Raw genomic sequence first — 15328 nt, 5'->3', positions numbered from 1 at the left:
CAATTACGCCAGGCCCGCCTGCTTCATCACTTCGGCGGCGAAATCGTCCTGCACCTTCTCGATGCCTTCGCCTACTGCCAGGCGAACCACCGAGATCACGTCGGCACCTTCCTTCTTCAACACCTCGGCAACCGTGGTGTTGGTATCCAGCACGTAAGGCTGGCCCAGCAACGTGACTTCGGAAATGATCTTGTTGACCTTGCCGCCGACGATCTTTTCAAGGATTTCAGCAGGCTTGGCCTTTTCCTTGTCAGACATCTGGCTGAGCGCAATGTCCTTTTCCTTGGCGAGAAAATCGGCCGGCACATCTTCGGCGCGCACGTAGGCGGGATTCATCGCCGCCACATGCATGGCAATGCCCTTGGCGAGTTCTTCGGAGCCGCCCTTCAACGCCACCAGCACGCCGATGCGACCGCCGTGGACGTAGCTGCCGATCACGCCGCCGTTGGCCACATGGGCCATGCGGCGAACCTGGATGTTCTCGCCGATGGTGGCAACCAGCGCCTTGGAGGCTTCCTCGACGGTGCCGCCGGCCGGGTAGGCGGCCGACTTCAGCGCGTCGACATCCTTGGCGCCGGACTTCAGCGCGATGTCCGCGACGTTGTCGCTGAACTTCACGAAGTCGGGGTTCTTGGTCACGAAATCGGTTTCGCAGTTCACTTCCACCAGCACGGCGTTGCCGTTGCCCTGGGCGGTGACGATGCGGCCTTCGGCGGCCACGCGGCCAGCCTTCTTGTCGGCTTTGGCCAGGCCTGACTTACGCAGCCATTCCATGGCGACGTCGATGTCGCCATTGTTCTCGACCAGTGCCTTCTTGCATTCCATCATGCCGGCGCCGGAACGCTCGCGCAGTTCCTTGACCAGTTGGGCGGAAATATTGCTCATGGGATCCTCGGGAAACTTGGAGGCGGTCGGGGCCGGCCATGTGGCGGCCCCGGCTGCGGTTAAGACTTACTCGGCGTCAGCGGTTTCCTGCGGACGGCCGCCACGACCGCGACCGCCGCGGCCACCGTCACGGTCGCCACGCGGTGCGCCCTTCTTGGCCGGCGCATTGCGGCGAGGGGCGGCGGCGCGACGATCTTCGTCCTTGGCGACCGGGTTGCCTTCTTCGTCGAGCTCGACGAATTCATTGGCGTCGCCCTGGGCGGCGGCCGGCGAGGCAGCCTTGCCTTCCAGAATCGAGTCGGCCGCGGCGCGGGCATACAGCTGGATCGCGCGGATGGCGTCGTCATTGCCCGGGATGGCGTAGTCGACCAGTTCCGGGTTGTAGTTGGTATCGACCACGGCGATCACCGGAATGCCCAGCTTCTTGGCTTCCAGCACGGCGATGTTTTCATGGCCGATATCGACCACGAACAGCGCGTCGGGCAGGCGGTTCATGTTCTTGATGCCGCCCAGTGAATTCTCGAGCTTGGCGCGCTCGCGACGGCGGGCCAGCACTTCGTGCTTGACCAGCTTGTCGAAGCTGCCATCGGTCTCGGCCGCTTCCAGTTCTTTCAGGCGGGCGACGGACTGCTTCACGGTGCGGAAGTTGGTGAGCATGCCGCCGAGCCAGCGGGCGGTCACGAACGGCATGCCGGCGCGCGAGGCTTCCTCGGCCAGGGCCTCGCGGGCGGAGCGCTTGGTGCCGACGAACAGCACGGTGCCGCGCTTTTGCGCCAGGCCCGACAGGAAGTTCATCGCGTCGGTGAACAGCGGCAGGGTCTTTTCGAGGTTGATGATGTGGATCTTGCCGCGCGCACCAAAGATGTACGGGGCCATCTTCGGGTTCCAGTAGCGGGTCTGGTGACCGAAATGCACGCCAGCTTCCAGCATCTGACGCATGGTGACTTGAGCCATGGTGTTACTCCTGCGATGGGCCTTTTTCGAATGGCCCGGGGGGTTGGGACCTCCACGTATCCCGGCTTCGACCGCAATGCCTGCAAGAGCAGGGCAGCGCAGCACCCCGAAGACGGTGCCGATACGTGTGTGGCGTTGGTTGGGCTTGTACCGCGGCGCGGTTACAATCCCGCTTCGCTTTGCGCCGTGTGGGCCATCAGATGGCCGGAAGCGGTCTGCAAAACCCGGAAAGTATAGCCGGGGCCACCGCTTCGCGGCAAGTTGCTGGTTTTTCGGGAAACTTTGCCGCCACATGAATCCAGGACCATGGCCATTACCCTTAAATCCGCCCAAGACCTCCAAGGAATGCGCGTCGCCGGCCAGTTGGCGGCCGAGGTGCTCGCCATGCTCAAGGAACACGTCAAGCCCGGCGTTACCACCGAAGAGCTGGACCGGCTCGCCTACGAGCACATCGTGAACGTGCAGCAGGCGATCCCGGCGAACGTGGGCTACCACGGGTTTCCCAAGACCCTGTGCACCTCGGTCAACCATGTGATTTGCCACGGCATCCCAAGCCCGGGCAAGGTGCTCAAGGACGGCGATATCATCAATCTCGACGTTACCGTCATCAAGGATGGCTGGCACGGCGATACCAGCCGCATGTATTACGTCGGCACGCCTGGCGTGCTGGCCAGGCGGCTGGTCGAAACCACGCACGAGGCGATGATGCGCGGCATCCAGGCGGTGCGTCCCGGCGCTACCCTGGGCGACGTGGGCCATGCGATCCAGAAGCATGCCGAGGCGGCGGGTTTCTCGGTGGTGCGCGAGTATTGCGGCCATGGCATCGGCAAGGTCTATCACGATGAACCGCAGGTCCTGCACTACGGCAAGCCCGGTACCGGCGTGGCGCTGCAGAAAGGCATGACCTTCACGGTCGAGCCGATGATCAATGCCGGCAAACCGCAGACCAAGCAATTGCCGGATGGCTGGACGGTGGTCACCAAGGATCACTCGCTGTCGGCGCAGTGGGAGCACACGATCGCGGTCACCGACGACGGTTTCGAGATTCTCACGCCCTGGCCGGATGCCTGAGGAGCGATTCGCAAAGGGGCAAAGAGCATGTGGACCGGTGTTCCCGCGACTCGATCTCCACCCTTCAATGGCCATGATGGCGCGTTGACCCGCGCCTCGACGCAAGCCCCATGACCCAGGCTTCCCCCTCACTTCCACCGTTGCCGCGACTGCCTGTCGCGGTACCGCGCTCTGGCGTATCCGGCGACGCCCGGCGTGCCTTGCGGCAATTGCTGGGCGACCTGGATCGCGCCATTGCCGTGGCCTTCCGCAAAGGTGTCGACGCCACCGATCTCGCGCGCCGTCGCAGCGATTCGGTCACACGCATCGTGGCCCACGTATGGACGGCTTGCCTGGGCGACGTCAACGACGCGGCGTTGTTCGCGATAGGCGGCTTCGGGCGCGGCTTGCTGTTTCCTTATTCGGATATCGATTTGCTGGCGCTGGTCGAGCAGCCGGATGCCTCGCGCCTGCGCGCGCTGGAACAATGTTTCGCGACCCTGTGGGATACGGGCCTCAAGGTGGGACACGCGGTGCGCGATCCGATGCAGTGCCAGGCATTGGCCGCGGCGGAAGCCAGCGTGTTCACCAGCCTGCTCGATGCGCGGCGCCTGGCCGGCGATCCGGCACTCGATGCGCGCCTGCGCGCCATCATCGATGCGCCAGCCATGTGGCCGCCGCACGATTATCTGGCCGCGCGCCTTGCCGAGCGCAACGCGCGGCATGCGCGCTACGACGACACGGCCTACAACCTCGAACCCAATCTCAAGGACGGCCCCGGTGGCCTGCGCACGCTCGATTCGCTGCGCTGGCTGGGAAAGCGCCTGGCGCATGCGACCGATTTCCCGGACATGGTGACGGAAGGCCTGCTTGATCCCGCCGAATGCGACAACTTGTTGCAAGCGGAGGCTACGCTGCGCCGTTATCGTTTTGCGCTGCATCTTGAGGCCGGCCGGCCGGAAGAACGCCTGTTGTTCGATTACCAGCGAGGCATCGCCGCGCGCCTCGGTTTCGAGGACGAGCACGAGAAAAACCTCGGCGTCGAACAATTCATGCAGGGCTATTACCGGGCCGCCAGTCAAGTCGAGCGCCTGGGCATCCAGATCGCCGAGCGCTTCGTGGAAATGCTTGAGCCGCCGAGCGAAGCGCAGGCGGTCGGCCTGGACTTCATCCGTTACGGCGCGCGGCTGGCGGTGCGCGATCCCAATCTTTTCATGCGGCGGCCGGCCGCGCTGGTGGATATCTTCATCGCGCGCCTGGACCAGGCGGGCCTGATCGGCTTCACCGCCGATACCATGCGCCGCATCCACCAGGCCACCGCGACCCTGGACGGAATGCTGGCGGACGATGCGCAGGTGCTGGCATCGTTCCTGCAATTGCTACGGCATGGCGCGCCGGCTGTGGACGCGCTCTGGCGCATGAACCGCCATGGCCTGCTGGCCGCGATCCTGCCTGCGTTCGGCAAGGTATTCGGCCGCATGCAGTACGACCTGTTCCATGTCTACACGGTCGATGAACACACCCTGCGTGTATTGCGCAACGTGGCGCGTTTTGCCGATCCGGCGACCCAGGCCGAATTTCCCCTGGCCTGCGAAGTCTGGCCGACCCTGCCCAGGCCGGAAGTGCTGTTGCTGGCGGCGCTGTTCCATGACATCGCGAAAGGGCGCGGCGGCGATCACTCCACGCTGGGCGAGGAAGATGCGCGTGCGTTCGGCCACAAGCTCGGCTTGCCGCAAGAGGATATCGAGCGCGTAGCCTGGCTGGTGCGCTGGCATTTGCTGATGAGCACCACGGCGCAACGGCAAGACATCACCGATCCGGAGGTGGTGCATCGTTTTGCCGACATCGTCGGTGGGCGCGAGCGCCTGGGCCAGCTTTACCTGCTGACCATTGCCGACATCATCGGCACCAGTCCGCGCCTATGGAACGCCTGGAAAGACCGCTTGCTGGCAGATCTGTATACCTCCACGCGCTATGCCCTGCGCCGCGATGCCAAGCCGTCGTCCGGGGCGGCCGCACGGGCTCGGGCCTGCCGCGAGCAGGCGCTGGCGTTACTAGGAAGCGACGGCGACGATCCCGCGGCGGTGGCCCGGCTCTGGGATACGTTCCCGATGGCGAGTTTCCTGCGCCATCGTCCCGAGCAGATTGCCTGGCAGACCGCGGAGATCCTGCACGGGCAGGGCAAGCTGCCGTTGATTGCGGTAAATCCACTGTCGGTGCGCGGCAGTACCGAATTGTTCGTGTACGTGCCCGATCGCGATGGCCTGTTTGCGAACGTCACCGCCATGCTCGACCGCCTGCATTTTTCCGTCATGGAAGCGCGCGTGCTCAGCTCGCCCGATGGCAAGGCCATGGACACCTTCCTGTTGCTGGAAGCGGACACCCAGAAACCGGCCAGCCCGGAACGCGCTGAAGAACTCCAGCAAAGGCTGCATCGCGCACTGGCGCAGCCGGCGCCGATCATGCCGCCGCGGCGCAGCATGTCGCGGCACCTCAAGCATTTCCAGATGATGCCGCGCATCGATTTCCAGCACGCCGACGGGCGCACCCAGATGGCGCTCGTATGCAGCGACCGGCCGGGCCTGCTGGCCGCCGTAGCGCAGGTACTGATGGCGTGCGAAGTGCGTGTGCATGACGCCCGCATTGCCACGTTCGGCGAGCGCGTCGAAGATTTTTTCCAACTTACCGACCGCCGCAATGCGCCGCTGGGCGAGACACAGCAGCAGCGTCTGTGGCAGGCTTTGGTGGAGCGGATCGGACCACAGAGCCTGTCTGCATAGCCCGAGCATGCGAAGCGGCTATGTCATGGCTGGCCGGGGATGATTTCCCGCGCGGCCGCGTCAGCGGCCTGTCATCGTCCATCCCTTTTCTCCGTTTGGCTGACTCTGCCAAGAAGGCTGCAAAACCATGTCCGCGTCCCATGCATTTCTCAAGATCGCCCGGCAAGTCCATCTCTTCGTCGGCGTGTTCATCGCGCCCGCCCTGTTGTTCTTCGCATTCACCGGCGGCCTGCAGGTGTTCGGCCTGCACGAAGCCTCCCGCGGCAGCGACTATAAGCCGCCGGCATGGCTGGTGACGTTTGCGCAGTTGCATAAAAAGCAGACGACGGTAGTGCCGGTACACAAGGCGCGGCCGATGGAGGGCGACGGTCGCGCTGCCACGCCAGCGCAGGGCGCGAGCCCGGGCGCCGAAACCCTGCCGGCGCGGCCGCTGGCAGCACCGATGCAGGCGAGGAATCCGCTGCCGCTGAAGATTTTTTGCGCCTTCGTGTCGTTCGCCTTGTTCGTGTCGACGGTGATCGGCATCTACATGGCCTTTCGCTACACGCGCCGGCGCGTGTTGATAAGCCTGCTCCTGCTGGCGGGCGTTGCGTTTCCCGTCATACTCGCGCTGATGTGAACCTTGCTTCCGCTTTTCCTTTGAGAAGGGCGGAACCTATGCGTAATCTTCAGCATTGATCCGAATACGAGCCTTCCCATGCAATCTATCGAAAGCCTGATCAACGACGCCTTCGAGCGCCGCAACGACCTCAGCCAGAGCGAAATCGAAACCCACCTGCGTCCGGCGCTGGAACAAGTGCTCGATCTGCTCGAAGCGGGTGAGCAGCGCGTGGCCGTACCCGACGGCAAGGGCGATTGGGTGGTCAACCAGTGGTTGAAAAAGGCCGTACTGCTTTACTTTCGCATCCACGCCAATCGCGTGGTCGACGGCGGTGCGGCAGCGGCGTTCGATAAGGTGCCGCTGCGCTTCGCGCACGGCAACGATGCGGAACTGCAGGAGTTGGGTGCGCGCGTGGTACCGGGTGCGCTGGTGCGCCGTGGCGCACATATCGCCAAAGACGCTGTATTGATGCCCAGCTACGTCAACATCGGTGCCTGCGTTGGCGCAGGCAGCATGGTCGATACCTGGGCTACGGTGGGTTCCTGCGCGCAGATCGGCGCCGGCGTGCACCTGTCCGGCGGCGTCGGCATCGGCGGCGTGCTGGAACCATTGCAGGCCAATCCCACCATCATCGAAGACAACTGCTTTATCGGCGCGCGCTCCGAAGTGGTCGAGGGTGTGGTGGTAGAGAAAGGCAGCGTGATCGGCATGGGCGTATTCCTTGGCCAATCCACGCGCATCTATAACCGCGCCACGGGCGAGATCAGCTACGGCCGCGTACCTGCGGGCAGCGTGGTTGTCGCGGGCAACCTGCCGGCGAAGGATGGCAGCCATAGTCTCTACGCCGCGATCATCGTCAAGCAGGTCGATGAAAAAACCCGTAGCAAGACCGGCATCAATGAACTCTTGCGCAGCGGTGACTGAGGCCACGCATCCCGGGTCCGGTGTTCCGCGTGCCGGAGATGGATTGGAAACCAGGCACGCCGGCGCAGGGCCATGCGGATAACGCCAGGACCATCAACCGTCTTCACGGAGAAATGCTGATGGCAATCGCATCCAGACCCATGCGCGGCCGTGCCTGGGCATTAGCCTTGCTGGCGGCGGTACTGGTTGTGCTGGCCTTCGTGTTGCCGCCCTTCGCGCAACCGCAGGGCTACCATGATTTTGCCGACCGTCGCGCATGGCTGGGAATTCCCAATTACGGCAACGTAGCGTCGAATATCATGTTTCTGGTGGCGGGCCTGGCGGGGCTATTTGCAATGCGCACACCCGCGGTGCGAGCCATGGATGCCGCGCCGCGCCATGCCTACGCGCTGATGTTCCTGGGCCTGGTGTTCACCGCGTTCGGCTCCGGTTTCTACCATTGGGCGCCTTCGGATGGCCGCCTGGTATGGGATCGGTTGCCGATGACGGTGGTGTTCATGCCTTTGCTCGCGGCCACCTATGCCGAACGTTTGCGCTGGCGTTCGGACGGGTCGTTGATCGTGCTGACCCTGCTTGGCTTGGGTAGCGTGATCTATTGGGCATGCAGCGGCAACCTCATGCCGTACCTGGTTGCCCAGGGCGGCTCGATCCTGCTGATACTGCTCGCGCTGGCACTGCTGCCGACGCCCTGGACGCAACGCCACAGGCTGTGGCTGGCGCTGGCCTGCTACGCCGTGGCTTTGGGGTGCGAAAAACTCGACCTTGCCCTATTCCAGGCGACTGCTGGCGTCATCAGCGGGCATACTCTCAAACATCTCGCCGCGGCGGCCGCATTCTTTTTTGTTGTGCAGATGCTGCGCCGGCAGCAACCGAAGAGGGATCGACATTGATGACAATGCCCATGCTTTATGGCCTTCCAAATTGCGACACCTGCAAGAAGGCGCGCAACTGGCTTGTCCGCTTCGACGTCGCGCACGAGTTCGTCGATTACCGCGCCAATCCAGTGCCGCCCGCTACGCTGAAAAGCTGGGCGCAGCAACTGGGCGGCTGGGAAAAGCTGATCAACAAGGCCGGTACCATCTGGCGCAACCTGCTGCCGCAGCGCAAGAACCCCGCCAGCGATCCGGAATGGACGCTGTTGCTGAAAGAATATCCCGCGCTGATCCGCCGGCCCGTCGTGGTGCAACCCGACGGTGCCGTCAGCGTGGGATTTACCGATAACGGCTTCAAAAAACTGTTCGGGCACTGACTGCCATGTCCGAGGTTAGCGAGCTTGCCATCGACCTGATCCGCCGCCGTTCGGTCACTCCGGAAGACGCCGGTTGCCTGCCGGTGATCGGGGCGCGGCTGGCGCGCCTGGGCTTTCACATCGAACACCTGCGCTACGGCGAGGTAGACAATTTCTGGGCGACGCACGGTGCGAACAACACGCCCGGGGCAGGACCCTTGCTGGTTTTCCTCGGGCATACGGATGTAGTGCCCAGCGGCCCGGAAGATGCCTGGCAGAGCCCGCCGTTCGAGCCGACCATGCGCGATGGCCGTCTATACGGCCGTGGCGCCGCGGACATGAAGGGTGCGGTGGCGGCGATGGTGGTTGCGCTCGAGCGCTTTGTCATCGCCCATCCGGACCATCCTGGCCGGGTCGGCCTGCTGCTGACCAGTGACGAGGAAGGTCCGACCAATCTCGATGGCGTGCGTCGCGTCGCCGGCTATCTTCGCGAGATCGGCGAACGCATCAGCTGGTGCGTGGTGGGCGAACCTTCCGCGAAGGCAAAACTCGGCGACCTGATCCGGGTCGGCCGCCGGGGTTCGTTGTCCGGCACGTTGACCGTGCGCGGGATACAGGGCCATGTGGCATATCCGGAGAAGGCGCTCAATCCGATCCATGCCTTTGCGCCCGCGCTGAGCGGATTGGCGGCGGAGCGCTGGGACGATGGCAATGCCGATTTCCCGCCGACCTCTTTCCAGGTGTCCAATCTCAACGCAGGCACCGGCGCGACCAACGTGATTCCGGGCGCCCTCACGGCGTTGATCAATTTCCGCTACAGCACGGCAAGCACCGAGGCGGACCTTCGCCGACGCACCGAAGCCATCCTCAGCCAGCATGGCCTGGATTACACGCTCGAGTGGAATCTTTCCGGCGAACCGTTCCTTACTCCCGCCGGCGGACGATTGCGGGAAGTGGTCGTGGCGGTCTGCCGCGACCTGTGCGGTATGGAACCGGAACAGAGTACTGGCGGCGGTACGTCCGATGGTCGCTTTGTCGCACCGCTTGGTGCGGAAGTGGTCGAGCTCGGACCGGTCAATGCCACGATCCACAAAGTCGACGAATGCGTGGAAATGGCCGAACTGGATCGCCTGCCGGATTTGTACCAGGCGGTTTGCGAGCGCATGTTGTTGCATTGATCCTTCGCACCCTTGAGCAGGCGCACAGGATCCCCGGCTCCGCTGCCCGGCTAGGTCGCCGGCAGCAGCGTCAGCGTATGCCGGTCGCTGCCCGGTAGCAGCCGGGTGGGACGGCCCTTGACCCAATCCTCGTGCCCGGCGCCGTAGAACGGCGATAGCGGGTTGTCGCTCTGTCCGCCCGGCATTTCCAGGATGCCCTCATCTTCATGTCCGGGCGATACGTCGAAACGTTCGGATGCGCCAAAACCCGGTGCGGCAACGCGCGGCATGTTGTGGTCGCCGGGCAACGGGTCGTCCGGCATGTCGAGAAAGCGGCCGAGGAACGCAGGCAGGGCACGCGCAAGCGGGTGATCGATGGAGGCATGGTTGATCTCGCCCCAGTTGCGCGCGGCCAATCCGCCGGATGACTTGCCCAGTGTCGCGGCGACATTCTTCGCCGCCTGCAGCAGCAGTGCATGCCAATCGCGATAGCCCGGATCGAGCAGGTTGGCCGGCTGCTGCTGCAGCATCGCCCACACCGCCGCCTCCTGATTGCCGGGGCCGGGCCATTCGAAATCCGCGAAGCGCTGCTCGATTTGCGCAGCGAACGGCGCGAGCACCAGCTTATGCACTTCGTCGCGGAACGCATGCACGAGCCGGTAATCCACGCTGTCGGTCGCCGCTTCATTGCGCCACGCTGCGGTGAGCTGCCGCAACGAATCGAGCGCCGCGTCGTCGGTGTGCGACAAAGTGGTTTGCAGCAACCGCTGCCAGCGAGTGAGGAATACCGCATGATCGTCGAGCTGGATGTCGAGCAGATTGGCGGGACCGAAATCGGCGCGCGCGCGCAGGTCGTCGCGGATTTGCTGCGCGCGTGCGCCGAGGTCGTGGCCGCCGTCGCCCAGCAAGGCGAGTTCGTCGCCGTCGGCGGTACGGTTGTTGGCGGTCCACAGTCGCCCGTCCGCGGGGTTTTCGATGCGCGGATAGCGCGAGGCGGCCGCCCAGCCGGTCCAGCCGGTATCCGGCTGCGACCAGTCGGCCGGCTGTGACGGATCGAAGTCCGCGCGCAACGGAATGCTGTTGCCGGCGATGGTCCAGCCAATGTGGCCCGCGCTGTCGGCCACCACCAGATTCTGCGGCGGCATCCCCAACTGGGCGCCCAGGTCCAGCGCCGCGGACGTGCTGGAGGCATGTTCCAGTTGCATCAGGGTGAGGTTGTAGGCGCGGGGCTGGTCGGCGATCCATGCAAGCGCCAGCGGCGTATCGTCGGTGTCTTTGGCCAGGATCGGTCCCCAGCGCGTATCCTCGACGTCGAGCGTGTGCGCTGGCGAGCCCTTGATGCGGATCACTTCCGCGTGCTTTTCGAGCGTGGCCCAGCCCCCGGGTATTTTGTAGCGGCTGGAATCATGCGGATCACGCAGCACGCGCACCCAGTCCATCCAATCGCCGTAGCTGTTGGTGAAGCCCCAGGCGATCTGCCCGTTCGAACCCACCACCAAGGCCGGCGTACCCGGCAAGGTCACGCCGATGGCATCGCGTTGGCCCTTGGGCGCCGTGGGGTCCGGGTAGCGCAGGCGCGCCCGGGACCAGATATTCGGCACCCGCAGGCCCAAGTGCATGTCGTTGGCGAGAATGGCCGAGCCTGAGCGGGAAATAGTGCCAGCCACCGCGAAGCTGTTGCTGCCGGGATAGGCGATATCTACCGAATGCGTTGGCGCCCGGGCCACTTTTTCAGCGCTGGCCTGCATGCCCGCGCGGCGCAGATCGTAAACGTCCGCCGCCGGGATCACCGGAGAAGGCGAGGTGTGGCCGGTGAGTGGCGCTTCCCAAACCGGATCGGGCGAAAGCAGGAAATCGACCAATGGTCCGGGCAAGGTGGCGCGCATCTGCGCGATATCCAGCTCACGCTCATTGCGGCCATCACCCTGGAGATCCAGGTACATCGCGGCGATCACCAGCAGCGTATCTTCCGGACGCCAAGGTTGCGGCTGCGTGTCCAGCAGCAGGTATTCCCATGGTTTCTCGCGCAGATGGGCGAGCCCCGCATTGACGCCGTCGCGGTAGATCTCCAGCGTGTGCCGCTGGTCGGGCGGCAAGGCCGCATACGCGGCCTGGACCACCGCGCGCAGGCGATGGCGGCGATGGTTGAGGTCGGTGTCCAGCGCGGCCGGGCCGACCAGTTCGGACAATTCGCCCGCCGCCATGCGGCGCATCAGGTCCATCGGGAAGAAGCGTTCCTGCGCATGCACATAGCCGAGCGCAAAGGTAACGTCATCGCGCGACTGGCCGTCGATGGTGACGGTGCCCAGTGCATCACGCCTGATCGTGACAGCGTGCCCCAGGCCGGCTACCTGCAGTTCGCCATCGAGCTGCGCGCGGCTGCCGGCCAGCAACCACCAGCCTGTTGCAAACAGGCCGCTCGCCAGGATCAGCACCAGGATCAGGAGGGCCCGGAGCCAGCGAAAGCGAGCTTGCGTGGTCATTGGTCGACAAACACTGCGAAGATGCCCGCGTAGGGCTTGACCATGAAGGTGGGGGCGCCGGTGTAACCGCTGCCATCGATATAAAACTGCGAAATGCTGCCATCCAGGTAAAGCGCGTTGCGGCAACCGAGTTTGTCGCGGAACAGCTGGGCGAACGTGTGGAAGTTCACCGGCGATTCGCTCACCGCGAACACCACCTGGTAAGGCTCGCGCGCGCATACCCCGCTGCGCCATTTGCTGCTGCTGGAGTCATTGACGAATTGCGGGTTGATCTGGCCGTCGATCACCAGCATCGGGCCCGATTGCGTGGCCCAGTCCGCGGGCTTCTTGTCGGCCTTGAAATCCACGCTGGTGCGCACCGCGGCGTGGCCGTCCGCATAGATCGCGAATACGCCGTTGGGCTGGATCGAAAAATTGCCGGCGGCCGGATTGCCGCGAAAAAGATTCAACGGTACCTGGGTCTTGCCGTGCTCCACGTACAGGCCCAGCGGCGCGAACGCTTGATCATAGATGCCCGCATTGGCCGCGAACATCAAGCGTTTGCCGTTGGCCGCTCCCCATTCGCGCAAGCTCTGGATATCGCTGAAGGCTTGGCCGGTGTCGGGATTTTTCCAGTGCAGGCTGAGCGATTCGCGGTGCAGGTCCAGGCTTACCACCGTGAAGTCCTGGCCCTGGAAACTCACTTCGCGGCTTTCCATCGGCTGCGCCTGGTCATTACAGCCGACCAAAGGCGCAAGCACGATGAGCACTGCGAACAGGTGCAGCGCCAGCTTGCGGCGCAACCGAAGGGTGAACGTAGACGGCAACATCCGTGGATGGTCGCCGCCTTGCCACGCTAGATGCAAGACCACCGGCACCGGTTTGGCGCCGAAGGCAACACTGACCAGGTATCGCCGTCGCCATGATGACTGGAGGGCTCGCAGGGTGCGGTGCATGGCGCAGGGAAGACTGGCCGTCTTCTTTGCTGCTCAAACGCGGCCATCCCTGGCCGCTCCCGCACAGGCCGCGCGGCGCGGCCTACGGGCCTTCCAAGCCTCACCCCGCCACTTGAAATTCAACACGTTGGAGCCCGGACTGCCTGTCCACATACCTTCCTCGCTCCTCAAAGCCGAGTGCACCCGCGGGCCCTATGGTCTGCGAACAGACCGGATGGAGCGCCGGCGATACATGATCGGTGTTGCCTTAAACTTCAGTTTTGCCTGCCCCGTTGCCTTATGCCCTACACCCCCATCGTTGCCACGCTTGGCTATGTGCTTTCGCCGGATCGTCGCAAGGTACTGATGATCCATCGCAATGCGCGGCCGGATGACCAGCACCTGGGCAAATACAACGGCCTGGGTGGAAAAATGGAGCCCAGCGAGGACATCGCCACATGCATGCGCCGCGAAATCCGCGAAGAAGCAGGGCTCGAATGCGCGTCCATGCAGCTGCGCGGCACGCTCAACTGGCCAGGCTTTGGCAAGCAGGGCGAAGACTGGCTCGGCTTCATTTTCATCATTGACGCTTTCATCGGCGAGCCGTACACCGAGAATCCCGAAGGTACCCTGGAGTGGGTCGACGTGGACCGACTGATGGAACTGCCGATGTGGGAGGGTGATCGTCACTTCCTGCCGCTGGTGTTCGATGGCGACCCGCGTCCGTTCCATGGCGTGATGCCCTACCGGGACGGACGCATGCAGTCATGGGCATTCACACGGTTATGAGGGCCACGGCGCCCAACAGGAAATGAGTCGCCTCGATCATCGGCGACCGCGATGATCCAGGCGTTGTCCACAAACGGCACTACGAAACTTGGCGCACCGCCAGCACCGCATTGAGGCCGCCGAAGGCAAAGGAATTGCTGAGCGCGGCGTGCACCGGCATGACACGCGCGGCGTGCGGCGCGTAGTCCAGGTCGCAGGCCGGGTCGGGCCCGAGGTAGTTGAGGGTCGGTGGCACGATGCCTTCGCGCAATGCACCGATGACCGCGAGCATTTCCAACGCACCTGCCGCGCCCAGCGCATGGCCATGCATCGGCTTGGTGGAAGTGACGACGAGCTGGCGCGCGTGTTCGCCGAACACATGGTGGATGGCGCGCGTTTCGGTGCAGTCGTTGGCCACGGTACCGGTACCGTGCGCGTTGATGTAGTCGATTTGCTCCGGGTGCATTCCACCATCCTGCAAGGCGGCCCGCATCGCCGCCGCCGCGCCGATATCGGACGGCGCGGCAATGTCACCGGCATCGGCGCTCATGCCGACGCCGGCCAGTTCGGCCAGGATGGTGGCGCCGCGCGCCTGCGCGCCTTCCAGCGTCTCCAGCACGAACATGGCTGCGCCCTCGCCGAGCACCAGTCCGCGACGGTTGGCGCTGAACGGACGGCAGGTATCGGGTGCCAGCACGCGCATCGCTTCCCAGGCATGCATCAGCCCGAGCGTGAGACAGGCTTCCGTTCCGCCCACGACCGCGGCATCCACCCATCCGGCGCGGATCATCAAGGCCGCTTGCGCAAATGCGTGATTGGATGAGGCGCAGGCGCTGGCCACGGTGAACGTGGGGCCGGTAATGCCGTGCACCATGCTGATCTGGCTGGGCGGCGCATTGCCCATGATGCGCACGATCCCGAGCGGATGAAAGCGTCCGTTCTGTTCGCCATACAGCTTTCGATAGAGCCCCTCGCGGGTTTCTTCACCGGCCACGCCGACTCCGATCACTACTGCCGTGCGTGCGGCGCGTTCGTTGCGGAAGTCCAGTCCGGATTGGCCGATGGCTTCTTCTGCCGCGACCAGGGCGTATTGGCTGAGCGGATCCAGGAATGGCAGGCGCGCTTCATCGATATGGGCGCGCGGTTCGAAATCCTTGATTTCGGCGGCGATCGGCTCGGTGCGCAGCGAGCTGGTGTCAAAACGACGAACCGGACCGATACCGCTGCGGCCTTCGGCCATTGCGCGCCAGATATCGGTGGCATTGTGGCCCAGCGCGCAGATGCCGCCCATGCCGGTGATCGCGATGCGACGCATGCGTTCAGCCGTTGGCGGGCTTTTGCGCGAGCTGGCGCTCCACCGCTTCCACCAGGTGTCCGACCGTGCCGTGATCGAAATCGGTGTCTTCGTTGGGCAAGTTGATATTGAAGTGTTCCTCGATGTCGAAGATCACCTCGATGGCATCCAGCGAAGCGACGCCGAGATCCTTGAGCGTGGATTCGGGCCTGATGGTTTCGAGATCGATCTTCGCCTGCTTGCTGATGATCTGGGTTACTTCCTGCTGCACCTTGCTCATGAGCCTTCCC

General features: G+C 64.2%; 14 protein-coding genes. 8 read left to right on the top strand and 6 right to left on the bottom strand.

Translation table 11 applies throughout. The annotated features are described in order from the left end of the window. Positions 1-3: 3 nt before the first annotated feature. Entirely contained in the window at positions 4-885 is an 882-nt protein-coding gene (gene tsf / locus ISP15_RS03610; protein ID WP_404545178.1) for a translation elongation factor Ts, read from the bottom strand. Between the two features lie 66 nt (positions 886-951). Next, positions 952-1839: a 30S ribosomal protein S2 gene (rpsB, locus tag ISP15_RS03605; RefSeq protein ID WP_404545175.1), complete on the bottom strand. Its 888-nt coding sequence runs from the start codon at positions 1837-1839 to the stop codon at positions 952-954. Between the two features lie 306 nt (positions 1840-2145). Between rpsB and map the strand changes: the two genes are divergently transcribed. From map to dapE, 7 genes are all read left to right on the top strand, one after another. Next, the gene (gene map, locus ISP15_RS03600; RefSeq protein ID WP_404545174.1) at positions 2146-2910 is read left to right on the top strand and encodes a type I methionyl aminopeptidase; all 765 of its coding nucleotides are present in this window, start codon (positions 2146-2148) and stop codon (positions 2908-2910) included. 110 nt (positions 2911-3020) lie between these two features. Continuing rightward, on the top strand, positions 3021-5669 hold the full coding sequence (gene glnD / locus ISP15_RS03595; protein WP_404545172.1) for a [protein-PII] uridylyltransferase: 2649 nt from the start codon (positions 3021-3023) through the stop codon (positions 5667-5669). A gap of 127 nt (positions 5670-5796) precedes the next feature. Then, the gene (locus tag ISP15_RS03590) at positions 5797-6288 is read left to right on the top strand and encodes a PepSY domain-containing protein (RefSeq protein WP_404545171.1); all 492 of its coding nucleotides are present in this window, start codon (positions 5797-5799) and stop codon (positions 6286-6288) included. Between the two features lie 78 nt (positions 6289-6366). Then, positions 6367-7194 (top strand): 2,3,4,5-tetrahydropyridine-2,6-dicarboxylate N-succinyltransferase, encoded by an 828-nt coding sequence (gene dapD, locus ISP15_RS03585; RefSeq protein WP_404545170.1) that lies wholly within the window; start codon positions 6367-6369, stop codon positions 7192-7194. Positions 7195-7313: 119 nt separating this feature from the next. Beyond that, on the top strand, positions 7314-8084 hold the full coding sequence (locus tag ISP15_RS03580; protein WP_404545168.1) for a hypothetical protein: 771 nt from the start codon (positions 7314-7316) through the stop codon (positions 8082-8084). A gap of 5 nt (positions 8085-8089) precedes the next feature. Then, positions 8090-8443, top strand: a complete 354-nt coding sequence (locus ISP15_RS03575; RefSeq protein ID WP_404545351.1) for a Spx/MgsR family RNA polymerase-binding regulatory protein — start codon at positions 8090-8092, stop codon at positions 8441-8443. A 5-nt stretch (positions 8444-8448) separates the two neighbouring features. After that, positions 8449-9600, top strand: a complete 1152-nt coding sequence (gene dapE / locus ISP15_RS03570; protein ID WP_404545166.1) for a succinyl-diaminopimelate desuccinylase — start codon at positions 8449-8451, stop codon at positions 9598-9600. A gap of 50 nt (positions 9601-9650) precedes the next feature. On the opposite strand, the gene ISP15_RS03565 is transcribed toward dapE, so the two are convergent. Further along, positions 9651-12062 carry a penicillin acylase family protein gene (locus ISP15_RS03565; protein ID WP_404545164.1) on the bottom strand — a complete coding sequence of 804 codons (2412 nt, stop codon included), beginning with the start codon at positions 12060-12062 and terminating at the stop codon, positions 9651-9653. Then, on the bottom strand, positions 12059-12760 hold the full coding sequence (locus tag ISP15_RS03560) for a phosphodiester glycosidase family protein (RefSeq protein WP_404545348.1): 702 nt from the start codon (positions 12758-12760) through the stop codon (positions 12059-12061). The genes ISP15_RS03565 and ISP15_RS03560 overlap by 4 nt, the downstream gene beginning before the upstream one ends. A 516-nt stretch (positions 12761-13276) precedes the next feature. On the opposite strand from ISP15_RS03560, the gene ISP15_RS03555 reads away from it, so the two are divergent. Next, positions 13277-13765 carry an NUDIX hydrolase gene (locus ISP15_RS03555; protein WP_404545163.1) on the top strand — a complete coding sequence of 163 codons (489 nt, stop codon included), beginning with the start codon at positions 13277-13279 and terminating at the stop codon, positions 13763-13765. Between the two features lie 79 nt (positions 13766-13844). On the opposite strand, the gene ISP15_RS03550 is transcribed toward ISP15_RS03555, so the two are convergent. Then, on the bottom strand, positions 13845-15059 hold the full coding sequence (locus ISP15_RS03550; RefSeq protein ID WP_404545161.1) for a beta-ketoacyl-[acyl-carrier-protein] synthase family protein: 1215 nt from the start codon (positions 15057-15059) through the stop codon (positions 13845-13847). Positions 15060-15063: 4 nt separating this feature from the next. Then, on the bottom strand, positions 15064-15318 hold the full coding sequence (locus ISP15_RS03545; protein WP_404545158.1) for an acyl carrier protein: 255 nt from the start codon (positions 15316-15318) through the stop codon (positions 15064-15066). Positions 15319-15328: the final 10 nt, after the last annotated feature.

The sequence above is a fragment of the Dyella jejuensis genome (assembly GCF_044904675.1).
Lineage (GTDB): Bacteria > Pseudomonadota > Gammaproteobacteria > Xanthomonadales > Rhodanobacteraceae > Dyella_B > Dyella_B jejuensis.
The sequence above is the reverse complement of the archived record's forward strand: the minus strand, read 5'-3'. Positions and strand labels throughout refer to the sequence as shown.